The 24,692-nt window shown below is 65.7% G+C and carries 12 protein-coding genes; 9 read left to right on the top strand and 3 right to left on the bottom strand.

Annotated features, from left to right (window positions below):
* The first annotated feature begins 50 nt into the window (after positions 1-50).
* The 5 genes from ACFULT_RS21740 to ACFULT_RS21720 all read left to right on the top strand — a co-directional run bounded on the left by ACFULT_RS21740 (position 51) and on the right by ACFULT_RS21720 (position 11,046).
* Positions 51-1,505 (top strand): DUF2079 domain-containing protein, encoded by a 1,455-nt coding sequence (locus tag ACFULT_RS21740; protein WP_378482439.1) that lies wholly within the window; start codon positions 51-53, stop codon positions 1,503-1,505.
* Between the two features lie 178 nt (positions 1,506-1,683).
* Positions 1,684-7,152: a glutamate synthase-related protein gene (locus ACFULT_RS21735; RefSeq protein WP_378482438.1), complete on the top strand. Its 5,469-nt coding sequence runs from the start codon at positions 1,684-1,686 to the stop codon at positions 7,150-7,152.
* A 20-nt stretch (positions 7,153-7,172) separates the two neighbouring features.
* Positions 7,173-8,960, top strand: a complete 1,788-nt coding sequence (locus ACFULT_RS21730; protein WP_037105337.1) for a sulfite reductase subunit alpha — start codon at positions 7,173-7,175, stop codon at positions 8,958-8,960.
* Between the two features lie 53 nt (positions 8,961-9,013).
* The gene (locus ACFULT_RS21725) at positions 9,014-10,069 is read left to right on the top strand and encodes a hypothetical protein (protein ID WP_378482437.1); all 1,056 of its coding nucleotides are present in this window, start codon (positions 9,014-9,016) and stop codon (positions 10,067-10,069) included.
* A 101-nt stretch (positions 10,070-10,170) separates the two neighbouring features.
* On the top strand, positions 10,171-11,046 hold the full coding sequence (locus ACFULT_RS21720) for a hypothetical protein (protein WP_378482436.1): 876 nt from the start codon (positions 10,171-10,173) through the stop codon (positions 11,044-11,046).
* On the opposite strand, the gene recD is transcribed toward ACFULT_RS21720, so the two are convergent.
* The 3 genes from recD to recC are packed head-to-tail and all read right to left on the bottom strand — an operon-like array spanning position 11,008 to position 19,585.
* Positions 11,008-12,906, bottom strand: coding sequence for an exodeoxyribonuclease V subunit alpha (recD, locus tag ACFULT_RS21715; RefSeq protein WP_378482435.1), 1,899 nt, complete (start codon positions 12,904-12,906; stop codon positions 11,008-11,010). The genes ACFULT_RS21720 and recD overlap by 39 nt on opposite strands.
* A complete protein-coding gene (locus tag ACFULT_RS21710; RefSeq protein ID WP_378482434.1) occupies positions 12,903-16,313 on the bottom strand; it encodes a UvrD-helicase domain-containing protein in 3,411 nt (1,136 codons plus the stop codon). Before ACFULT_RS21710 ends, recD begins: the two co-directional genes overlap by 4 nt.
* Complete coding sequence (recC, locus tag ACFULT_RS21705) at positions 16,310-19,585, bottom strand: exodeoxyribonuclease V subunit gamma (protein ID WP_378482433.1); 3,276 nt, start codon at positions 19,583-19,585, stop codon at positions 16,310-16,312. The genes ACFULT_RS21710 and recC overlap by 4 nt, the downstream gene beginning before the upstream one ends.
* 172 nt (positions 19,586-19,757) lie before the next feature.
* Here recC and ACFULT_RS21700 point away from each other — a divergent pair, with 172 nt between their 5' ends.
* The 4 genes from ACFULT_RS21700 (at position 19,758) to ACFULT_RS21685 (ending at position 24,578) form a co-directional block, all read left to right on the top strand.
* On the top strand, positions 19,758-21,356 hold the full coding sequence (locus ACFULT_RS21700) for an FAD-dependent monooxygenase (RefSeq protein ID WP_378482432.1): 1,599 nt from the start codon (positions 19,758-19,760) through the stop codon (positions 21,354-21,356).
* Positions 21,357-21,431: 75 nt separating this feature from the next.
* The gene (locus ACFULT_RS21695; protein ID WP_037105321.1) at positions 21,432-21,785 is read left to right on the top strand and encodes a VOC family protein; all 354 of its coding nucleotides are present in this window, start codon (positions 21,432-21,434) and stop codon (positions 21,783-21,785) included.
* Positions 21,786-21,982: 197 nt separating this feature from the next.
* Positions 21,983-23,395: a dicarboxylate/amino acid:cation symporter gene (locus ACFULT_RS21690; protein WP_378482431.1), complete on the top strand. Its 1,413-nt coding sequence runs from the start codon at positions 21,983-21,985 to the stop codon at positions 23,393-23,395.
* Between the two features lie 58 nt (positions 23,396-23,453).
* Positions 23,454-24,578: a hypothetical protein gene (locus ACFULT_RS21685; protein ID WP_378482430.1), complete on the top strand. Its 1,125-nt coding sequence runs from the start codon at positions 23,454-23,456 to the stop codon at positions 24,576-24,578.
* The last annotated feature ends 114 nt before the right edge of the window (positions 24,579-24,692 follow it).

Raw genomic sequence — 24,692 nt, 5'->3', positions numbered from 1 at the left:
CCTGCACTTCTCAGGTTGGTCCAAGAAACGTCGGGTAGACAGCATTTCCTGTGACTGCAACCGAGATCTCCCCGCCCACTGCGGCCGAATCGGTCGAGGAACACCTGGACACGCGAGCGAGTCGTGCGCGGCCCACAGCTGATGTCGTCGTCCCGGTGACGGCGTTCGCGGTCCTCGCGACGCTGTACTCGCTGTTGTCCGTGCTCGGCCACCGACAGCTCCGCACGTCCGGATTCGATCTCGGAATCTTCGTGCAACAGATCTCGTCGTACGCCGAGTTTCGGGCGCCGACGTCCGATCTCCTGGGCACCGGTTACAACACCCTGGGCGACCACTTCTCCCCGATCACCGCACTGCTGGCACCGGTGTATCGCCTTTTCCCGTCGCCGGAGACGTTACTGATCGCGCAGGCGGTTCTGTTCGCGCTGGCAGTCGTTCCGCTGTCCCGGTGGGCGGTCCGTGAGTTCGGCACGGCAACAGGCATCGCGGTGGCGTTCGCCTACGGCCTGTCCTGGGGTGTGCAGGCCGCCCTGAACTTCGACTTCCACGAAATCGCGTTCGCCGTGCCACTGATGGCCATGTCTCTCGTCGCCCTGGGTAATCGTCGATGGCTACCGGCCTTGGCATGGGCGCTCCCGCTGGTGTTCGTCAAGGAGGACATGGGTCTGACGGTTGCCGTCATCGGCGGTCTGGTCGCATTCTGGACCACCGGGCGTACCCGCGTGTTCGGAGCTCTGACGGTTCTCTGGGGCCTCGGCTGGGTCGTTCTCGCCGTCAAGGTGATCATCCCGCTGCTCAGTGCCGACGACTCGTACGGTCAGGGATCGAAGTTGCCTCCCCTCGGGTCGGGCATTGCCGATACCGCCCACGGTGTCGTCGCAGGTGACTCCCGCGCAGCGACTGCTTTCCTCCTCCTGGCCGTGACCGCGTTCGTAGCGCTGCGCTCTCCGCTCCTGCTGGTCGCGGTCCCCACCGTCGCGTGGCGATTCCTCAGCGACAACACCAACTTCTGGAAGCCGATATTTCATTACAACGCGATCCTGATGGTCGTCGTCTTCGCGGCCCTGATCGACGCCGTCGTGCGGTGCCGCAGGCACGAGCAACTCACCGAGCGTGGGCAACGCACGATCTTCACGGCCGTGGCTGCGTTCGCGATCGTCGCCCTTCCGTTTCTTCCCATGGCTCGCTTGGCGACAGCCGACGGGTGGTCGACCGATCCGCAGGTCACCGCATCCCACGCAATCGCCGATGCCATCCCCGAGGGCGAGACGATCGCGGCGTCGAACAATCTGGTTCCGCAGTTCGTCGCCACGCACGACGTCTCTGTGTTTCCGCAACGTGTGACGAACACGGAAGTGCCGGACTGGATCGTGGTCAACCGCAGCGACCCTGCCGGATGGCCGACGGATGGTGCGGGCGACGACAAGGCAGTCGCCGACGCGGTGGCGTCGGGCTACGTACTTCGCTTCACCGACGCCGGAATCGAGGTCTTCGAGCGGCCGTGAGGATCGACCTGTCCAGGCGAATTGACAAAGGCTAGCCTTATCTTAGTAGTCTGGCCTCTCCGGGTGCCGCTTCATCGAAGCAGCGACGCCCTGCCCTGACGGCGTCGCGCCGTCGATTCTGCGCACGGCGGATCCGACTCTTCGCCCGCCTGCGCCCGGACAGGGAGAGGGTCGATAGATGCACGAGAAGTCCGTCGGTCTGTACGATCCGTCGCTGGATTCCGACAGCTGCGGGGTCGGCTTCATCACGCGCAAGGACGGCGTTCAGTCCCACGATGTGCTGATCAAGGCTCGGGAAGCGCTGTGCTCGGTGCCGCACCGAGGCGGCATGTCCGCCGAAGGCGTCGGCGACGGTGGCGGTGTGTCTCTCGACCTGTCCGTCGACTTCTTTCGACGCGTCACCGACCGGCGGACTCTCGAACTCGGCCGATTCGCAGTAGGCAACTTCTTTCTCCCTGACGACGAGTCCCAGCATGCACGAGCGGTCGAACTGATCCACCGCGCCATGATCGATCGCGGATTCACCCCACTCACTGTCCGCGATGTTCCGGTGAACAACGACGCCATTCGTCCCGCGGCCGTGAAATATCAACGCCCCGTTCGCCAGTGGATCTGGGAAGTACCACGTCCCCGGCCCGAACCCGCAGCCATCGATCGGCTGATTCACGAGGCACTGCTGCACATCGAATCGATCGCGTACACCACCCCCGCCCTGGCCGGGCTGTATCCGTTGTCGCTCAGCGCGAGGACGCAGGTGCTGAAAGGTCGGCTGAACTCCGACGAGGTCGTTCCATACTTCTGCGACCTCGTCGACCCGGAGCATTCGGTCCACACGATCTTCTTCCACACCCGCTTCTCCACCAACACCGATCCACATCCGACCATGGCGCAGCCGTTCCGGTTCATGGCGCACAACGGAGAGCTGAACACCGACAAGAAGAATCGCCTCGCGGAAGCAGCAGTGGCAAGCGCCAAGCGTCGCGCCATCGTGCGCCCGCCCGGCCAGTCCGACAGTTGCCGCCTGGACCAGACCGTGCAGGCCCGCGTCGTCGAGGACAACGTGGAACTGGTCACGGCCGTCGTGTCGATGATGCCTCCGGCGTGGGAGAACGACTACACGCTCTCGCCTCGGGTCCGAGCGATGTTCGAGTACTTCTCGCTGTACGAGGAGAAGAACGACGGGCCGGCCGCTGTGGTGTTCGGCGACGGCACGGTGATCGGTGCACGTCTGGACCGCCTGGGGCTTCGTCCCCTCCGGACGGTGGAAACGAACGACTACCTGTGTGCCTTCTCCGAGGCCGGGCAGGTTCGGTTCCCACCCGAGACCATCACGCATCGTGGTCGCGTCGAAGCCGGCGGAATGATCTACTTCGATCACCGCGACAAACACACCTACTACACCCGCGAAGCCTTCGAAAAGCTCGCTGCCGAACGCGATTACACCGCTCTGCTCGCGGCCGCGCGCGTCGGCCTCGACGACCTGGAGACCACCGACTCCGTCGCCGACGCCTATGCGGGCGATTTGGAACGTCATCAGCGTTACGTCGCGTATTCGCTGGATCAGGAGAGCTTCAAGTTCCTGATGGATCCGATGCTGGCGAGCGGCGTCGAACGCGTCTCGGCGATGGGATACGGCAACGCGATCAATGCTCTCACCGACCGCGAAGGCGGCATGGCGAAGTACTTCTCGCAGCGCTTCGCGCAGGTGACCAACCCTCCGCTCGACAGCATTCGCGAGGCCGACGGAATGACGCTTCGGGTGTCGCTGGGCCCGAAACCCAATGTCGGTGGCCCTGTTTCCCGCCAGGTCGTCGTGCCCAGTCCCCTGCTGTCGCACGCGGATCTGCACCGGATCACCGAACAGTCGCATACCCCGGTCGCATGGTTCGACATGACGTACCGGTCGATCGACACCGACAGCGAGGCCAACGAACGCGCGCTCGTGGAGGCCGTGAACTCGCTGGCCGACTCGGTCGTTCGGTTCGCCCGTGGCGGCGGTATCGCCGTGCTCAGCGACAGAGACATCACCCGGGACAACGCTGCGCTCCCGGCAATTGCCGTTGTGGCGTTCGTCAACGAACGGTTGATCGCTGCGGGCGTCCGATTGCGGGTGTCGCTGGTGGTGGAGAGCGGCCAGATCTCCTCCTCTCACCACGTCGCACTCGTACTGGGGTTCGGCGCTGCTGCGGTTCATCCGCTGACGGTGCGGTTGCGAGCCGAGGACAAGTTCGGCACCGACCCGGACGTGGCGTTCGCCAAGTTCGTGAAGGCCGCCGAGAAGTCCTTGATGAAGACGATGGGACGCGTCGGCCTGTGCACCGTGGAGAGCTACATCGGCGGTGAGTTCTTCGAACCGAACTTTCTCGACACATCGGATCCCGTTTTGTCGCAGTGGTTCCCGAACATGAAGTCTCCGGTGGGCGGCGTCGGGTTCCGCGCGATCGCCGCGGGTGTCGCGCACTGGCATGCCCACGCCCGTAGCGCGGCGAGCGAGAGTGACCTGCCGAACCTGGGGTTGTTCAAAGAACGCGCCGACGGCGCAGGCCATTCGTTCGGGGCCACGTCGGTTCGTGGATTCGTAGACATGACCAAGGAGAAGATCGCCTTCGCTGGTACCGAAGCCGATGCGGCGCAGACCGATGCACTGCGGCTGCTGACCATCACCAGGCTGGGTGACGCGTTCGGTCTCGGCGCCGAGGCGTACTCGTCGACGAGTTTCGACCGGTTGACCGACGAACAGATCGACGCGTTCGAGGTGACGGGCGACTACCGGTCGTTCGTCACCTCGATGCACGACGAGCGCTCACGTCGACCTGCAGCACTGCGCGACGTGTTGGCCACGCCGGCCGACGTGTCGGAATGCTCGTCGGCGCAGGAGTTCGCGCTCGAGCTCGGCCGCTTCGACATCGAGGGCAACACGGGCATTCTCGTCCGCGGCCTGCAGGTCGACGCCGTGTCGGAGTCCGAGTTCGCACTGACTCTGCATGCCGACCCAGCGCGTACCGACCCAGCGCGTGTGCAGCTGCTCGGTGATGCTCTCGGTCTCCTCTTCGGAGACGAGGCCACGAGTCGTATCGAGCAGGACACCGTGATCGTGACCTCCCACGGCCGGGCGTCGCTGTTCCTCGGAAAACTGGGTGCGGCGCCTGTGTCGATCCCCCTGTCCGAGGTGCAGAAGGCAAGTGCGATCACACCGCTGCTCGCGTCGGGCGCGATGAGTCACGGGGCCCTCAACGCCAACGCACACGAAGCCGTCGCGCACGGAACCAACATGGTCGGCGCGATGTCCAACAGCGGCGAAGGCGGAGAGCATCTGTCGCGCTACGGGACCGTCCGCGCCTCTCGCATCAAACAATTCGCGTCGGGACGCTTCGGCATCTGGGCCGGCTATCTGGCCGATCCGATGCTCGAGGAAATCGAGATCAAGATCGGTCAGGGCGCCAAACCCGGTGAGGGCGGGCAGCTACCTGCCCCCAAGGTCACCGTCGACATCGCCGCCGCCCGCAGCGGCACACCCGGCGTCGAGCTTGTCTCTCCCCCACCGCATCACGACACGTATTCGATCGAGGACCTCGCGCAGTTGATCCACGACTGCAAGGCCGCGCGCGTACGGGTGATCGTGAAGCTCGTCTCGTCCGAGGGGATCGGCACCATCGCCGTCGGCGTGGCGAAAGCGGGCGCGGACGTCATCAACATCGCCGGCAACACCGGCGGAACCGGGGCGGCGTCCGTCACGAGCCTGAAGTACGCCGGACGCGCCGCGGAGATCGGCCTCGCGGAAGTGCACCAGGCTCTGTGCGCCAACGGACTTCGCCAGAAAGTGATCCTCCGATGCTCGGGAGCCCACCAGACCGGTCGTGACGTCGTCACCTCGGCGTTGCTCGGCGGCGACAGCTTCGAGTTCGGCACCACTGCGCTGATGATGATGGGCTGCGTCATGGCGAAGAACTGCAACGTCAAGTGCCCAGCGGGTTTGACGACCAACCCCGAGGTGTTCGACGGCGACCCTCGATCGATGGCGCAGTACCTGCTCAACATCGCACACGAAGTCCGGGAGTTGCTCGCCGAGCTGGGGATGCCGTCGTTGCGGCACGCCCGCGGCCGAACCGATCTTCTACACCTCGTCGACCACGCGGCAACGGTGGGCGCGCTGGACCTGCACTCGATGCTGACCGTGGTTCCCGAATCCGTCGTCACCGATCCCGTCTATCTCGAACGCGAATACGGCATCGACGACATGCTGATGGCCGAAGTCCGCACCGCCCTGATCGACGACCACGCACGCACTGTCGCGCCCGGCGGCCGAACGCATCTGGGCAACCTGAACAAGAGCGTCGGCGGGCAACTGTCGATCGACATCGAACGCCTCCTCAACCACGAACTCCCGACGTCGGTGACCGACGCCATGCCGTCGGTGCTCGTCGACGACCGCGGCCGGCGATACCTGGCACCGGGCACGGCCCTGGTGTCCACCTACGGCGCGGCAGGCCTCTCGTTCGCCGCCTTCTGCAACGACGGCGTCGTCATGGATCACACCGGCACCTGCAACGACGGGGTCGGCAAGTCCATGAACGGCGGCACGGTGATCGTCCGCTCGCCCGGCGGCGGATCGCCCGAAGCGGGCGGCAACGTTCTCATCGGCAATTTTGCGCTCTTCGGCGCGACCGGTGGACGCGCATTCGTCGAAGGTGAATCGGGCGACCGCTTCGGCGTGCGGAACTCCGGAGCCACCGCCGTCGTCGAAGGCGTGGGCGACTTCGCCGCGGAATACATGACCGGCGGCGCCGTTCTGAATCTCGGCGGGTTCGGCAAGGGTGTCTGCAACGGCATGAGCGGTGGATTCTTCTACCAGTACGACCCGAACCGTCTGTTGCCTCTCCGTGCGAGTGCCGACTCGGTGATTCTCGGATCCATCACGGCGGACGACGAGCAGGCAGCCATTCACAATGTCGCGGTTCGGATGCTGCTCGAGTGGCACGTCGAGGCCACCGGGTCGGCCTCCGCGACACGGTTGCTGCAGAACTGGGAGGTGGAGCAGCATCGCTTCGTCTACGCGATGCCGCGGGCGCTGCTGCTCTACCAGGACAGCGACGCGATCCTTGCCGCGAAAACCCGGAAGGAGCTTCTCGACGAGCTCGCGGGCTCGCTGGCAACCCAGCAGGTCCGGTCCTACAAGCTCAGCCTGCGAGAAGGCACTCCGGTGCTCGGCGGATCGGTGCCGGGATACGGCGAAACCGACACCGACGCCGTGTACGCGCTGCTGAACCAGTACACGGTGATGCACTACGCGCACGAGGTCGCGCTCACCCGAGTGCCCGGTTCCAGCGCGATCGACGACCCGGCCGTGCACAAGGCAGCACGAAACCTCGTGCTGACCGAGGACTTCGCGCTCGTTCACCGGCTGACCGCGTACGCGAAAGACGTGCTGGGTGGGTACGAGGACGAGCAGTTGGCTGCCCTCGTCGGTCACAAGCGCGTCGACGACTACAAGCAGGCCCTGACCGCGAGAAACGTGCGCGGTTCCGACAGCCCGGCCACCTACGGCTGGATCATCTACCAGGACGCCAAGAACCGCGCCAAGCTCGGATCGCTACCGAACTTCGACGAATTGTTCGCCGTGCGTTCCGTCCCCGACCTGGTGTCCTGACGAGAGAGACGGAAAGTTCAGTGCTCATTCCCTACATTCCCGAGGACGCGCCGTTCACCGGAGATCAGCGTGCCTGGTTGTCCGGTTTCCTGGCGGGACTCCACTCACGACTGGCGATGCCCACCGGTTCCGCCGTGCAGCCGGACACTGCCTCGGTAGCCGCTGCGGTCCCGCTCCAGATTCTGTACGGCAGCCAGACCGGAAACGCCGAAGCGCTCGCTCAGGACGCCGCCGACCTGGCCCGACAGCACGGGCTCGACCCTCATGTCGCGTCACTGGACGCTGTGGACATGAACGCGTTGGCGGCCATGCGTCGCCTGATCGTTGTGACATCTACATACGGCGAAGGCGAGATGCCGGACAACGCCCAGCTATTCTGGGATGCTGTTGCCGCCGACAGTGCACCTAGACTGGAAGGACTGTACTTCGCGGTCCTCGCACTGGGCGACACGAGCTACGACGGATACTGTAAGGCGGGACGAGACATCGACTCACGACTGGAAGCACTCGGGGCGACCCGGACGGCCGACCGTCTGGATTGCGACGTCGAATACGAGGACGCGGCCGCAGCATGGCTGGCCGGCGCAGTCCCCTCCATCGCATCGGTCGACGGCGGCGCGGCTCCTGCATCTGCACAGCCCGAAGCACCTGCAGCGAAGCCCGCGAAAAGTGCCTCCAAGCGGTCACCGTGGAACCGGAAGAACCCGTACCGCGCCACCGTCCTCGCCAATCGCGTTCTCTCCGGGCCGCAGTCGTCGAAGGAAGTCCGTCACTACGCGTTCTCGCTGGGCGACAGCGGCCTGACGTACGAGGCAGGCGACGGACTGGGCGTCAAGCCGGTCAACCACCCGGAACTCGTCGACGCACTGATCGGGCGGCTCAGCGTCGACCCGGACACGACGGTCACGGTCAAGGGCTCCGAGCAGCGTCTCGACGAACTCTTGACGCATTCCTACGAGATCGGCGTGCCGTCGATGGACCTCATCGAGGCCGTCGCCGAACGATCGGGCGACGACGAACTCCAGCACGTCCTCCAGACGGGTGACCGCGAGTCTCTCGACGCCTGGACCTGGGGTAAAGACGTCCTCGATGTGCTCGCGCTCGATCCGGCGCTGACGATCGAGCCCGCCGAGCTTCTCGAACTGCTCCGCCCGTTGCAGCATCGTGTCTACTCGATCTCGTCGTCGCCGCTGGCCCACGAAGGCACCGTCCACCTGACGGTCGCCAGCGTTCGGTATCGCTCCGCAGAACGTGACCGCGGCGGTGTGTGCTCGACGTTCCTCGCGGACCGTGTCGGAGAGGGCGACGGCGCGGGGGTGTTTCTCTCCGCGAACAAATCGTTCCGGCTGCCGTCGGACGACGACGCGCCGGTCATCATGGTCGGACCCGGTACCGGTATCGCTCCGTTCCGTGCGTTCCTTCACGAACGGCGCGCGCGCAACGCATCGGGCCGCAATTGGCTCTTCTTCGGTGATCAGCACCGCGCGTCTGACTTCATCTACGAGGACGAATTGAACGCGCTGTCTCGTGACGGCGTGTTGTCCCGTCTCGACCTGGCTTTCTCGCGCGATCAGACCGAGAAGGTCTACGTGCAGAACCGCATGCGAGAGAACGGCAAGGAGCTGTACGCGTGGCTGGAGGAGGGCGGTCACTTCTACGTGTGCGGTGACGCCACTCGTATGGCCAAGGACGTCGATGCCGCGCTGCACGACGTCATTGCCGAGCACGGCGGCCGCTCCGCGGATCAGGCCGAGGACTACGTGTCCGAGCTCAAGCGCGCCAAGCGCTACCTGCGCGACGTGTACTGACCCGTCGCGGGCCGAGAAAATCGTCACAGCAGTACTTCCTCAGGAGTATCACCATGTCCGCTCCATCCAGTTCGGATGGGGATCGGTCCGACGATCCCACATCCACCCCCGGCCCGCCGGCTCTGCCCAGCGGCTCACGCAGACCCTGCGGCCGCCACAGTGAATGCCGTTGCGCGGCTGGGGCACCCACCGACGCAGGCGACTCGGCCGCGATCAGCGATCTGGAAGCACTGCTGACCAAGCCGGACTTCTCGGGTGAGCAGATCGGCGGCGGCGCCGCAGGAGTCGCCGAGTTCCTGCCCCTGCTCGACGAGACCGTGGCCATCACGGTCTCCGGGCCGGCAGTGATGAACGACGTCGGTCATTACGACGTCCCCACCGAGATCGGCGGACCGATCCGAACTGCGAAAAACCGAATCTCGCTGCGGATGAACATGTCTCGCCTCCACGCCGCGGTAGCCACCGACCCCGATCAGTACCTCCCTCCGACCTTGAGGATGTTCGACACCACCGGGTCCGCGGCGCACGCAAGCTATCTGACGCCCCGATCGGACAGGTTGGCGTTCGAAGCACTGAGATCGGTGCACACACGGCCGTCGTACACGGTGGTGCCACGCCCCCGCACCCCCGTCTCCGACGCGGACGCTCTCGCCGAGTGGGAGGGCGCCGACCAGATTCAGCAGTTCGACTCGATCCTCGCCGACGGCGGCATGGCGCGGCAGGCTGCGCTTCCGGCGTTGGCCTCGCTCGGCATACGCCAGATCGATCCGACGGCAATCGCGGGCGCGCTCGAGCACCTCGCCTACCTCGAACTTCCCATGACCATGGTCACCGCGGGCGCGGGATGCATGCAGATCCACCACGATCACCTCATCGCCGCACGCATGACCGGCGGCAACCTCACACTTGCGTCCGGACTGTGCCGGATGATGGTGGACCTGACCCACGTCCGCGAATGCTGGGCCACCGTCACCTCCGGCGTACGTGGCCCGACAGCCTCCATCGAGCTCTACGACCGACGCGGCCACTGTCCCGTGCTGTTCACCCAGACCGGCGCGACGGACTCCGTGGTGGCAGGCGTGTGGGAGGAGATCGTTCACTCCCTCTGACTCGTGCCTCACCGACTTTGTCGGACCCAGCCGATATCTTTCGAGGGCGGCGGTTACAGCCGGGTGAAACTTCGAGAATCCGGTTCGACGAAGGAGCGCATGTGTCTACCGAGCAGGGTGGTATCGAGCACGGTCCGTTCGATGCCGGTGTCTTCGATGCCGGTGTCTTCGATGCCGGGGTCGCGGGTGCGTGGCAGCGGTTCGAGAAGAACCTGACCGCTCATGTCGCGGCGATGCCCACGGGAAGCTACGTCACCATCACCTCGGCCCAGGCATCCCATGGACAGCGGGGCCAGCGGCCCTATGTGGACCTCGTGGCGATCGACGGCGACGTCATCGTCGGCGTCGCGTCGTTGCCGTCCTACCTCTACCCCGGCGATGTCGACATGATGGCCGCCGATCGGCGCCTGCACGGTCTCGGCTGGTCGGAGGCCGGAAAACCCATGATCGACGGCACGGTGATGGACTTCACCGTGGACGGACCGCGGGAAGAGGCGGATCTGCTGGCCACGGTGGCTGTCGCCACGTTCCGCGAAGTGTGGAACGTGCCTCATCCATCGTTCCTCAGCGCTTGGACGGTCGGGCTGGCCGACGGCGGCGGTGGACCGGTAGCGCTCGCTCACGAGCCGCAACCCGTCGCAGCAGCATCTGCGGAACTGCACGCATCCACCGAACTGCCGGAGGGGCTTCGGTCACTGCACACGTTCTGCGAGCTCGCCGGAGGTCCGTTGGACAGCGTGACGGTGGCATCCCTCTGCGGCGTCGACCGGTTGGACGAACTGGCTGCCACAGCGAGCGTGCACGCCGACCGGGCAACCGCTCGGGCGTTCGAGCTCCGTCGCCGGGGTACGCCGGCCCGTGCTCGCGTCTGGGAACAGCAGGCGCGGTCGTGGTCGGACACCGCAGTCAGTCTGCGTCGCCACCTCGGCTCCGCGTCGTCACTCGACGATCGTCCGGCGAAGTCCGCTGGCTCGTAGAACCTGACGTTCCACGCCGGCGCGCAATGCGTCCTCGGTACCGATGATCCGCACATGTTTCCGTGCTCGCGTGATGGCCGTGTACAGCAATTCACGAGTCAGCAGCGACGAGGCTTCCGCGGGCAACAGCACGGACACGGTGTCGTACTGGCTGCCCTGGCTGCGGTGAATGGTCATCGCGTACACCGTCTGCACCGACGACAGAACGTTCGGATGCACCAACAGTGGCGTGCTACCCCGCTGGAACGCGGCCATCAACGCGCCGTCTCCGGCGTCTATCACCACTCCCGTGTCGCCGTTGTAGATGCGTGCGTCGTGGTCGTTCGCGGTGACCAGCAACGGCTGGCCCGGGTACCAGCGCGACGGATCGAGAAAGCTGCCGGACGACTCGCCCACCCAATCCATTGCTCGGCGCGCCCACGCCTGCACCCCGTACGGGCCCTGACGGTGTGCGCACAGAAGTCGGTGCGATTCCAGCTCCGCCAATGCCGTGGATGCGTCACCGGCGCGGGCTGCGTCCGTCACCGACGCGGCGGTGGACAGAACATCCGCCTGGAGTTCGTCCAACTCCGCTGGTGAATGAAAGGAGAGCTCGTTCGGCCTGTCCTTCAGCAACGCAATCGCGTCGTCCGCTCGACCGTCGCGAACAGCGACGGCGAGTTCCGCGATGGCACCGCCGAACCGTCGGCCTCGGCTCAACCGCACGACCCCGCCTGCCAGACGGGCCCGTTCCTTCGCCGACAACGCGGCCTCGTGCGGATCGCTGACGGCGTCGAGATCGTCCTCGATCAATGCGGTCAGCGGCGAGGCGTGCCGTCCGTCCGAATGTCCGCCGTCGGCAGCGGCGATGCCTCGGATCGGACGCGCCACCAGGTCCGCGAGGACGGCACCGGCGTCGACGGACGTCAGCTGATCCGGGTCACCGACGAGCACGAGCCGGGTCTCCGGACGAACGGCTTCGAGCAGCCTGCACATCATGGTCAGCGACACCATCGACGTCTCGTCGACGACGATGACGTCGTACGGCAGGCGATTGGTCGCGTTGTGACGGAACCGGCTCTTGCTCCCCCGCTGCCACCCGAGTAATCGGTGCACCGTCATGGCAGTGATACCCGGCGGAAGACCGAGGGCTGCAGACTGTTCGGTCACCGATTCCTGGAGCCGGGCCGCTGCTTTGCCTGTGGGAGCGGCGAGGCCGATCCGAATCCCCGGACCGAACTGTCGGGAGAACATCGCCAGCACCCGGGCAACTGTGTGCGTCTTGCCCGTGCCGGGGCCGCCCGCGATGACCGTCGTCCACTGTGTGGCAGCAAGAGCCGCCGCGATCCGCTGCCGATCCGGGGCCATCGTCGGCTGCCCGCGCTCGTCGAGGAACAGCTCGTGCAGCAGCGACCTCACCTCGTCGACGTCCACATCGGGCGTCGACGATTCGCGGGTCTCCAGAACTGTCCGAATCGTGCGCTCCTGCAGGTGATACCGATCCAGGTACAGCAGTTCGCCGTCGTCGGTGTCGACGAGACGCAGTGGGACGAGAGGTCCGCGATCCCCTCCCGTCACCAACGGACTGGCACGCAAGGCCGTCAACACATCCCCGAGTTCCGGCCACGGTAACGAATCGAGGTCGACGTCGGACTCCTCGTCGACGGTCACGTCCCTCAGCCTCCGCAGATCCAGGCACACCGACCCTGACCGCACAGCCCGGACCGCAAGAGCAGCGGCGAACAGAACATTCGGATCCGATTCTCCGCCGAGCGCACCGAGCCGGAGGGCAACGTGGACATCGGCCGGAGCCAGAACGCCGACCTCGTTGAACGTCTTCAACAGCCCGTCCGCTCGCTTCACCAACGACGCATCGGTCACAACGAACCTCCTGTTCGGCCTGGTCGCTCCGCCGGCTCCGCTCCTGCCCGGCCTGGTCGCTCCGCCGGCTCCGCTCCTGCCCGGCCTGGTCGCTCCGCCTGTGGTCGACCGGATCTCGAATCGTGTCCCGCGAGAAGATCGGACACGTCGGTGACCAGTGCCGGTGGCGGGTACCAGTCGAAGACTCCGCAACCGGCCGGTGTCTGCGGGCCTGCCATGCCGCGCACGAAAAGATACTGCACACCGCCGAGATGGGTGTGGGGATCGTAATTCGGTTGGCGCCAGCGCAAATACCTGTGCAGGGCAACGGCATACAGCAATGCCTGCAGCGGGTAGTGCGAGCGCATCATCTCCTGGGCCATACGCTCGCGGGTGAAGTGTTCGACGGTGAGGTCTCCACTGGTGATTCTGTTTGTCTTGTAGTCGACGACGACGTAGCGCGTCCGGTCTGCTTCGTGAACACGCAGGACCGAGTCGATGCTTCCGGTCAGATACCCTCGCAGCGGCGGTGATTCGAGGGCATCGAGACGGTCTGCATACGAGGCCAGGACGTCGTCCGCGGGCAGATGGCTGCGAAGGAGCCGAGCGATGCCCCGGATGGTCACGACCTGCGCGGTCGGGTTGTCACCGCCCGCGAGAGGCAGTTCGAAGTTCAGCTCCGCCAAGTGATCCGGCGGTGCGATGTCCTCCAGGGTTCCGAACCCCAGGGGTGTGCGCAGCACCGGCAGCAACGCGTCGGCCAGCGCCTGCGGCTCGATGTCCGCGACGTTCTCCTCGATCGCGTCGGTGCATCGGCTCAGCAGCTCGGCCTCCACGTCGTCGGCGGACGTGTCCAGATGCTCGAGAATCTCGTGCACCAGGGTTCCGAACGCCGCTCCGGCGGGCAAACCGTTCATCGGGGACGGGATGCCATGCATGTCGTCGTCGGGTACCACTACGGGACCTGATGCAGGCTCGTCGGGTTCGTCTTCGATCCCCGGTTGCTCGGGCTCGCTGCGCACTCCCGGCCCGTCGTGGGCCGCTGCAGTCATGGCGGAGTACGACGTCCGGCGCCAGAGCATGTCGAGCGAGCGACCGAACACCGCAGCGTCGAGCACCTGCTTCCGACGCGGCGCCGAGTCGACCGGCGCTCGTGAATCTCGGCGCACGGCCGGTGCGACGGAGACCGTTCCATTCGCAGCGCCTGCCCACGATTCGAGCCGGTTCGCGGCAGCAGCGTCGTCGAGCACCTTCGGTCTCGGCTCCAGTTCTGCCGTTCCCGGCATCCGGCCGAACAGCACTCGGTGCAGGGGCGACCCCGCCGTCGTGATCGCAGGTGCCCACCACAGGACGACTCGGCACTGGGCTCTCGTGAGCGCCACGTACAACAGGCGTAGCTCCTCGCCTGCCTGTTCCTTGTCGGACAAAGTCTTTCTCGCACCCCACCCCTGACCGCGCCCACCACCGACGTCGAGGACTCGTCGGTGTTCGTCGTCGTGGTAGACGAGCGTCGCGGGTTTCTGCGGGGACGTCGCGTGCCACGCGAACGGCAAGTACACGACCGGAAACTCCAGTCCCTTGGTCGCGTGGATCGTTGCGATCTGCACTGCCGCAGCCTCGCTGTCCAGTCGGCGGCTGCGTTCGCCGGTGTTCACCGCATGCGGATGGCTGATGCGCTCGGTCAACCACCTGACGAGTTCGGTTGCGCCGAGCAGGTCTTCGACGGCCGCCTTGTTCAACAGCTGCGCGACGTGGCGAATGTCGGTCAGCGCGCGCTCCCCCGAATCGAGTGCCAGGAGGCGCGCCTCCAATGCCGTGTCTCCGCTCAGCTTCTCGAACATGGCCGCGAATCCCGCTCGACCGAACAGGTTTCCGTATTCCCGCAGGCTGCTGCTCAGTCCGGCGACGATGTCGTCGCCACCGGCGTCGAGTTGCTCTGCTGTACGACCCAGCAGCGGTGTGAGCGCAGCGATCCGGACGCGATCGGCTCGGTGAGGTTGTTCCATCGCTTGAAGCAGCCACAGCCACTGCGTTGCCGCAGCCGTTTCGAACACCGAGGATCCCCCGGTCAACACCGACGGAACGCCTACCCGATCGAGAGCGTCACGGACGAGCGGAACTTGCGCGTTGTATCGAACGAGTACCGCGATGTCCCCTGGTTCGATCTGCCGTTCCACGCCGTTCAGTCGAATCGTGGTGCCGCCGGCGATCAACTCGGCGATGTCCGCGGCAAGATCGGCGGCGACGATGCCTCGCACTCTGTCGACGGCAGGGAATCCGGACCGGTTCAACGGCCCCGCACCCGTACGTGGGAGGTATCTCACCTGAAGCGGCTCGCCATGGCTGAGCCTGGAGTACTCGTGCGTGGCGCCGACGCGGTGAGCGACGATGCCTTCATGGCCCAGTGCAGCGCCGCCGTACACGTGTTCCAATGCCGCGAGCAGGCCCGCGTCGCTTCGCCAATTGGTGGTCAGCTCGAGCCGGTGATCGGCAACGGACACCGCGTCCAGGTAACTGAACACCTCGGCGCCGCGGAACGCGTAGATCGCTTGTTTCGGGTCTCCGACGAGAAGCAGCGTCGAGTTTCCGTGGAAGGCGCGGGCCAGGATTCCCCACTGCCACGGGTCGGTGTCCTGGAATTCGTCCACGAGGACGACCTGAAACTGTTCGCGGACACGTGCGCAGGCGTATTCACCGAGCTTCGGATCCGCCAGGACCCCGTGCAGTAGCTCCAGCAGATCGTCGAAGTCTCGGATGCCCGCGATCCGCTTACGTCGGCCGACCTCCGTGCGCACCTCGTCGGCGAACGACACTCGATGGCCGACGGCAGGATCGATGTCGGTTTCAGGACCCAGGACAGATTGCCTGTCGGATATGGCCTTTCGAGCGAGCTCGCGGGCCTCCCCGAGCGTCATCGGTGGATCCCGGTCCGCGACCTTGGCGTAGCGACGAAGGAAAGTGTCGTCGACAACCTCCATCGTCAGGTCCTCGACGTTCTCCACCAGCACGGCGTCCGGCTCGTTCTCCCCCGCGATGCCCAGACTGTCGAGCATCCGCTGGCAGAAGCTGTGCGTCGTCGCAATGGTGCCGGAGTCGAACTCGGACAGTGCCTGCAGCAGACGCTGCCGTCTCGCCAGAACTTCCTCGTCGGTGGTGTCGGCCAGAAAGGCCACCAGGCCGTCGTCGTGCGGACCGGGCAACGCGAGTTGTGCTGCCACCGAGGCGAACCGCGCGCGGGTTCGATCACGCAGTTCCCGCGTGGCGGCTCGGGAGAACGTGACGAGCAGCAGTTGCGAGATGTTACACAGGCCCTCGGCGACGTAGCGCGTGGCCAATCCGACTATGGCGTACGTCTTTCCGGTGCCCGCACTGGCTTCCAGCACCGTGGTGCCCGTGGGAAGCGGACCGTAGAGATCGAAGTCCGTCATGGTCGCCGTACCTCCTCGTTCGCCAGCAGTGGGCGCCAGACCACCCCGGCGAGCGATTCGAACACCGTTTTCTCGGCACCTGCTCCGGAGGGGAACTCGTTCCAGTGACCTCGGGTCAGAGCCGCGAGGGGCGCGGAGGGGCCCAGTACGTACGCGATACTGCGGTCGGTGTGGTCACCGAACCTGTCGGACCATTTGTCGCTCGCGTCCTTCCAGGCGTCCTCGGCGGGCAGTCCCGCCGTTCTCCTCTCCGCGTAGACCGAAGACGCGATGGGCCCGATCGGCAGTGGTGCGTCGAGGCCTGTGTCGCGCAGCGCAACCAACTCCGCCAGCACCGCGAGCGCGTCGGTCGGCGCGTTCATCGTCGATCGCATCGGGTGATATCCCATCCCGCGGCCTGTCGTCACGGCCAGCCAGGGACGCGAACCGTCCTGCGCCGCGACGGCCAGAAGTCTGATCCACGCGGCGATCCGGTGCTTGGGAGCGAGCTTGGAGTACGACGTGCGCGCAATGACGTCACCGTGAATTCCGGTGACCGTCCCGGTGAGCCTGCGCCCACCGCCGAGGTCCACCGAGATGTCCACCACGCGGGGAGGAGCGAGGTGTATCTCTCGCGAGGCCTCGTAGAGAGTGTCGACGCCGGTGACGATGTCCCTCAGGGACCGGGCTCCGAATTCGAAGGGCGGCAACGTTCCACGACGCATCTCCGCCGCACGAAAGTCGTCCAGCTCGATACCGGAGAGCATCTCGTTCAACATCCGGTCCCCGACTTCCCACCGCTGCAGGCCGTCGAGGGTGATGTCGAGCGAGTCGGCGATGTCGTCGTCGGTCTCCGGAATCCGCACACCGAGACGTTGCTTCAGGAAACCCGCAATCGGGTTCTCGAAGAACGACACCAGGTCAGCGAGCGCGACATCGGTCGGCGTGCGGGCCGGCAGGCGACTCGGCAGGAACTCGTCGGCGGGGACGCTGTCCTTCTGGGCGGCGAGCGCACCCTTCAACGACACCGAGTCGAAGCTGAACGGATCCTCGGCGTCGAAGTTTCGCGCATCGAACGGCTGCAACGGATGTCGGCGGACCACATCGGAGCCTGCGGTGGTGCGCACGACATCGAGCAGCTCGCTCAGCGGTATCGCCGGAGGTTTGGTGGATCCGTTCACCGGGTCCGCCCCCGTGTAGAACAGCAACAATTTCTGCCCGGCGGACATCACCGCGTCGAGCAGCAACTGACGGTCCTCGCTGCGGACGTCCCGTTCACCAGGTGCTGGATCCCTGGCGAGCACGTCGTCCCCGTCCATGCCGCCCGTGCGGGGGAACACTTCGTCGTCGAGGCCGAGAAGTACTACCACCCGATGCGGAACCGAACGCATCGGAACCATGGTGCACACCGTCAGCTCGCCCGTCCTGAAATTCGTTCGCGACGGGCGGCCTGCGAGCGCTCGGGCGAGCATGGCCCGGACGTCGGCGAGCCGGAGCGGAGCCGCATCGCCGTGACGTGTGGCGGCCGCGATCTCGCGCAGTGCCTGCGCGCGCTGCCACGCGTCGGCCGGTACAACGTCGGCGAGGAGGTCGAGTGCTCGAACCAGGGCACGACGCCACTCGGACGTGGTCGAGGTTCCCTGCATGTCGCGTACGACGCTGGCGAGCCGGTCGATGAATTCCGCCAGACGCCCGGTCAGATCGATGTCGCTGCCGTCGACGTCGTCGACGGGCAGTGCGCGTCCGAGCCAGTGGTGCGCGGTTTCGTCGGCCGATACTCCCAGAAGCAGTCGATCGACGGCGGCGAAGAAGGTGTTGTCGGTGAAGTCGTCCAAACCGACATCGCGTCGCTGCCGCGAGTTCAGGCCCCACCGGGCGCCCGCCACCTGCGTCCACTCACGCAGCCTTTCCAAGTCGTCGTCGGTGAGCGAGAACTGCCGCCGAACGGGTTCGGCGGCAAGCAAGTCGAGAACTTCGCTCGCGGTGATCCGCCCGACGGCGAGATCGAGCACCGTCGCCACGACGGACAACATCGGGTTGGTCTGACGGAGACTGCGGTCGGCGAGGCGCACCCTGAGCGAGTGCCCGGGGTGATCCAGCGAACCCAGTCCGAACGTCGCTCTGATCAACGGTGCGTAGGTCTCGACGTCCGGACACATCACCACCACGTCGCGCGGTTCGAGAGTCGGATCCTCTTCGAAGGCGTGGAGCAACACCTCGCGGAGGACCTCCACCTGCCGAGCCGCGCCATGGCACGCGTGCACGGCGATGGTTCCGTCGGGTGTCGCCGAATGCACCGGCGCGCGTGCAGCTTCGATATCGGCTTGGACACGTCCGAGCAGAGTGGGTACTTCGAAGGATTCTTCCTCGGCGCGATCGACGATCCTGGCGTCCAGAGCAAGGAGTCTCGACTGGAGCTCTCGGACGTCCCGGGACAGGCTGGCGAGCAGCGGGTGATCGATCGTCAGGATCGATCGGTCGTCCGCACGCTTGACGATGGAATTCGACCGCGCCCTCTCGTCCCACAGCGCACGGCTGGGATGCGGAAGCCAGAAGTGCACGTCTCGATGCTCGGAAATGGCTGCGACCACCTGCAGTTGATCCGTCGTCAGACGAGTAGCTCCGAAGATCGACAATCGGTCCGGAAGCCGGAGAAGATCAGGCCGCCTCCGCACGACGTCACAGCTTTCCGAGAGCCGTTCCGCCGGACTCGGCATGCCGATACGTTCACGGACCGCGCGCCACAGCTCGGCTTGCCAACGCAGATCCTCCGGCAGGTCGCCGCCGAGTCCGTCACTGTCGACGCCGCGCTGCCAGTCGACGAGCATGAGCGGCCGGTCCGCCCCGTAGGTGCGAAACAGACCCGCCAGATGAGCCGCCGTGGACCACCGACGTCCGGCGCGATGGTCGTCGGCACCGTGCCCGAGGTGGTGCGCCACCACCGCGCACCACGGCTGGTCCATCGACTCGTCGAGGACCGCGAGGGTTGCCCAGAGAACTCGATCCGTCGACCACGCGTCGTCCACCGGGTCGAAGCCCGCAGCGTCTGCCAGGGATTCGTCGACAAGCTTTGCCGGAGAGGGGAACTCGATGTTGGCGGCAACGCCGTCGCCCCTGTCACCACCGAGGCAGACCGACAGCCGCTGCGTCAACCACCGCTCGACACCACGTGCGGGGACGGAGACGACCTCGGCCGCGAACGGATCCGACAACGGTGTGGCCAGAACATCGGCCAGAGCGGACGCGAGAACACTCGTGCGTGTCGCACGATGGATCAGCAGCGTCAACGTCACTCCCTTTGCTCGTCGCCGGCGGCGGAAATCTGACTTGACCCTACTCGAGCCGACCGACACCGAATGCGACCCGCGAGTCATCCGTAAAGCATGAAATAGATCCGAGCAGGTCCGACGCGACCGGGCTGCGGCCGATACTCGGCGACATCGGGTCGACGGAGAGGGCGTACACGTGAGTGCAGATGTGCTGATTGCCGGAGCGGGACCGATCGGGCTGACCGCGGCAATAGAGCTGCGTAGGCGGGGTATCGACTGCCGCATCGTCGATTCCGCGTCGACGCCGCCGCAGTACGCGAAAGCCGTTGGTATTCAGCCGCGCACGCTGGAGGTGTTCGAGAACATGGGCGTCTCCGGTGCGATCCTCGATGCTTCGGTGCCGATGCGGGGTCAGATCGCGTTCGACGGAGGTGTCGAGGTCGGCCGAATCGAGCTGACGTTGCCGCCGGATGTTCCGTTCTGGTTCGCCGGACTCCCCCAGTACGAGACCGAACGCATTCTCGCCGAGCATCTGGCCGGGCTGGGGACGGTGGTCGAGCGGGGCGTCGGGCTGGCGTCGTTCGAGCAGGACGGGCAGCGCGTCACTGCGACGCTGACCGACGGATCGACAGCGGACGTGCAGTACTTGATCGGCTGCGACGGGGCTCACAGCGCGGTGCGCAAGCAGCTGGGGCTGACGTTCGAGGGTGGGGCGTTCGCGGAGGGCTACATGCTGGGCGACACCGAGGTCGACTGGTCGATACCGCCGGGATACGGGGTCAGGAGCTCGCACCGGACCGAGGACGGAACCGTCGACGATCTGCTGGTGGCGATCCCACTTCCCGGCCACGGTCGTTACCGGATGTCGATGTTCGTGCCGGAGGAGCTCACGGCCGCGCCCAGTGCCGGTGACGGCATCGTGCACGGCTTCACCGGTGGGCCGACGCCCGAGCTCCGCCATATCCAGGCGGTGTTGGACCGGTTGTCACCCGAACCGACGACCGCACGGAACCTGCGGTGGTCTTCCGTGTTCAAGATCAGCCACCGCATCGTCGACGCGTACGGCAGGGGCCGCGTCTTCGTCGCCGGCGACGCTGCGCACATTCACCCTCCGACCGGTGCTCAGGGCATGAACACCGGCATTCAGGATGCACACAATCTGGCGTGGAAGGTAGCGCTCTCCGTGCGGGGCATCGCCGCGGAAGGCCTGACGGACACCTACGACGCGGAGCGCAGGCCCGTCGGCGAGGACGTCGTCGGGATGACCGTCCGCAGCGCCCGCGAAGGAATCGGCGCCGGTGAGAACTCCTTCGAGACGACGATGCGTCGGCAAGCGCAATTGCTGATCTCCTACCCGCCGGGACCTCTCGTGTCGGCAGTCGACGACGCGTCGACCGCGGTGCAACCGGGAGAACGCGCTCCGGATGCTCGGGAGTTGCGTCGGGACATCGTCGCGTTCTCGTTTCGGTTGTTCGATCTGTTCGTCGGGGTGTCGCACACGCTGTTGCTGTGGTCGGACGACTCGCGAGGCTCGGGAGGCTGGGTGGCGGAGTACGAGGATCTGGCAGCTGCTGCCGTCACAGCGGCACACGGTCTACTCGACGCCTACCTGGTGGTCGCCGAGCGGGTCGACTCGACGTTGCCGGTGATCGTCGACGCGCAGGGGCAGTTTCGCGACGCGTATTCGGTTGTCGGTCCCGAGGTGTTCGTCGTGCGGCCCGACGGGTACCTGGGCCACCGGGGATCTCCCGATAGCGCGGCGGTCGTCGGCTATCTGAAAGGCACCTTCGCCTGAGAGCGATGACTTCGCACGCCGGGGCGGGTCTTCATAGGCGTACGAAGCACAGTTCTCTCTCGGAACGGACACCTCATGGCCATCGAACACGTACTCGCCGTCGTACCCGTGACGGACATCGACGCGGCCGAAACGTGGTACTCGTCGTTCTTCGGGGCGCCTGCCACCAACAACCCGATGCCGACCCTCGTCGAATGGCGGGTGACCGATGTCGGGTGGGTGCAGGTCACCGTCGACGACGTGCGTGCAGGCACCGGTCTGCTGAATTTCGGGATCGACGATCTCGACGCTCACCGCGCGGAACTCGCATCCCGAGGCATCGACGCCGGTGACGTCGTCGACGCGAACAAAGGCGTTCGGTTGTCGACGGTTCTCGATCCCGACGGCAACACCATCACCCTCATCGGCGGGTTCCGCGTCGACTACTGAACCCGGGCGCACGTACGAGGCCGAATCAACTGGGAGTAATCTCCAGTAAGTGATGCCGCTCCTGACCAGTCGACGCTACGTCGACCTGCGCCTGCAAGCGAGCTCTCTCTGTCTGTGACCGAGTCGTCTCGGCGTCGCATTCTCTGATTCGAAGGGCTTCTCTGCCCTCACCTCTCTTCTTGTCGAAAGGCATCTTCATGTCTGCGCCCAGTACTACGCGCGCGTCCCGCATACCCACGTGGGCAAAATCCTTCGGGCCTCAGATCGTCGCCGGGTTGATCCTCGGCGTCGTTCTCGGTCTCATCGCACGATCGATGCCCGACGCGGCCGACGGTAACGACAACTGGCTGGTCGGCACCGTCGCCACCATCGGGTCGAGTTACGTCAAGCTGCTCACCGTCGCGGTCGTGCCGCTGGTGTTCACCGCCATCGTGTCCTCGATCGCGAACCTTCGCCAGGTCGCCAACGCCGCCCGGTTGGCGGTCCAGACTCTGTTGTGGTTCGCGATCACCGCGTTCATCGCCGTGATCATCGGAATCGTCATCGGTCTGGTTGCTCAACCGGGTTCGCGCACCGGCGTCGAGGCGACGTCCGCCAAGGACCCGAGCAGCGTGGGGTCGTGGTGGTCGTTCCTCACCGGGTTGGTACCCAACAATTTCTTCGCTCTCGGCTCCAAGACGTCGGTGACGACCTCTGCTGCCGGTGACGGATTTGCCAGTACCGCAACCACTTCACTGAGTTTCAACATCCTTCAGTTGTTGGTGATCGCTGCAGCAATCGGAATCGCCGCACTGAAGATCGGCGACAAGGCCGAGCCGTTCCTCACCTTCAACGCGTCTCTACTCGCCATCGTGCAGAAGGTGCTGTGGTGGATCATCCGGCTTGCGCCGATCGGTACGGCCGCACTCATCGCGAACGCGGTCGCAACCTACGGATGGGATGCGATCGGTTCCCTCGGCGTCTTCACCGTCGCCATCTACGTCGGCCTGGCAATCGTGTTCTTCGTCGTATACCCCATCATCGTTCGTGCGCATGGCCTTTCGGTCCGACAGTTCTATTCGGGAGTGTGGCCGGCAACTCAGCTGGGATTCGTCTCTCGCTCCTCCATCGGCACATTGCCTCTGACCGAGCGAGTGACCGAACGCAACCTCGGCGTTCCCCGTGAATACGCTTCGTTCGCCGTTCCGCTGGGAGCAACGACCAAGATGGACGGTTGCGCCGCAATCTATCCCGCCATCGCCGCTATCTTCGTGGCCCAGTTCTACGGCGTCACGCTGACGTTCACCGACTATCTGTTGATCATCGTTGTCTCCGTCATCGGATCCGCCGCAACGGCAGGCACCACCGGAGCGACCGTCATGCTCACGTTGACCCTCTCCACACTGGGGCTCCCGCTCGCCGGAGTCGGCCTGTTGCTGGCCGTCGAGCCGATCGTCGACATGGGACGCACGGCAGTCAACGTGACCGGTCAGGCCCTCGTGCCCGCGATCGTTGCCAAGCGCGAGGGAATCCTCGACGAAGCCCGGTACAACAGTCCTCGCAACGGCGACCCGTTCAGCGACGACGACGTCACTCCGCCGACGGACCGACAGCCGCAGCTGTCGCCCTAGCAATGGTGGCTGCGACGGTGCGCCGAGCGCGCCGTCGCAGCCATTAAACTAGGCACTCATGGGATCCAAAGGACCGGCAAGCCGGGGGCAGAAGCGCGCAGCGAAAACGAAAGCGCGTGCCCGACGGCAACAATCCGCAGGCTCCGCTGCCCGCACATCCACGATCCCCCATGCCCTGCTGGAACATTTCCACTCCTGGCTCACCGATCGCGACATGGGTGAGCACGCCGACCGCGTCGTGAGCCTGGTGAAGACGACGCTGGGTCAGGTCGACCGGGCCAACCCGGGATTCGTCGTGACCTCGTGGACTCCGAACGACGCCCACTTCATCGTCGACGCCGTCGAGCGGATCGAGGACTCCGATCCGGACAACGGTGCTGCAGCAGCAACGAACATCGTCGTAACGCTGCTCGAATTCCTCACCTTCCTCGACGAGACCGACGCATGGACCGGTAGCGACGAGGACTTCGCGCACTGCATGGAAGACCTCACCGACTTCATCGACAACGATCCGGACGTCCTCGCCCCGGAAGACATCGAGTTGCCGCTCGTAGCGCCGGCCGACGAGTCGGCAGCACTGGCCGCACTTCCCGTCGTGGCCGGTGTCGCCGCCGTGGTCGACCGGGTGGGGTCCGGCGCATCGGTGAACGACATTCCCGAACTGTCGACGGCGCTGTCCGAGGAAGGCGAGCACGACCACTCGGACCACGAACCGCAGCCCGAGAACATCACGGCCTTGGACCACTGGGCAGTCGCGTTCGCCACCGACGTCCTGGAGACGGACGGCACCCGCGTCGTGCCAGGCTCGGCGGTGGACAGTTTCTCCTCGCGATCCGTCGACGTGCTTCGAGACGTCCTCACCCAGCACATCCGCCACCAACTCAGCATGAGCGAGACCGACGTCTCGATGGCCCTGTCGAACACCTTCGCGATTCAGACTTTGCTCGCGGCGATGACCGAGGACCTGCCACTCGACAACGCGGACGAGGACTACGAGGGCCTCGAAGGCGAGGACCTGCGAACGGCGCAGTTGATCGACTACCGGATCCGCGCCCTGCAGGAGCAAACCGTGCTGGTCTCCGCCGATGACGCACTGACCGTTCCCGAGGCGCTGCGGCCTGCTGTTCTGGCGGGCGTGACGCTGGCAGAACCGTTCGGGGATCAGGACCCGGAAGACCTGTAACGAACTGCGCGGTACGTACGACATGGTGCTCGGAATACAGCACACGGCCGGCGTGAAACAGTCCGCGGCAGCCGGATTCTCGCTTCGAGCCCCGCCGTCGTACGAAAGCACGAT

Source organism: Rhodococcus sp. NPDC057297, from assembly GCF_042667435.1.
Taxonomy (GTDB): Bacteria; Actinomycetota; Actinomycetes; order Mycobacteriales; family Mycobacteriaceae; genus Rhodococcoides.
Note: the sequence above shows the minus strand (reverse complement) of the source record. Positions and strands in the feature narration are given on the sequence as shown.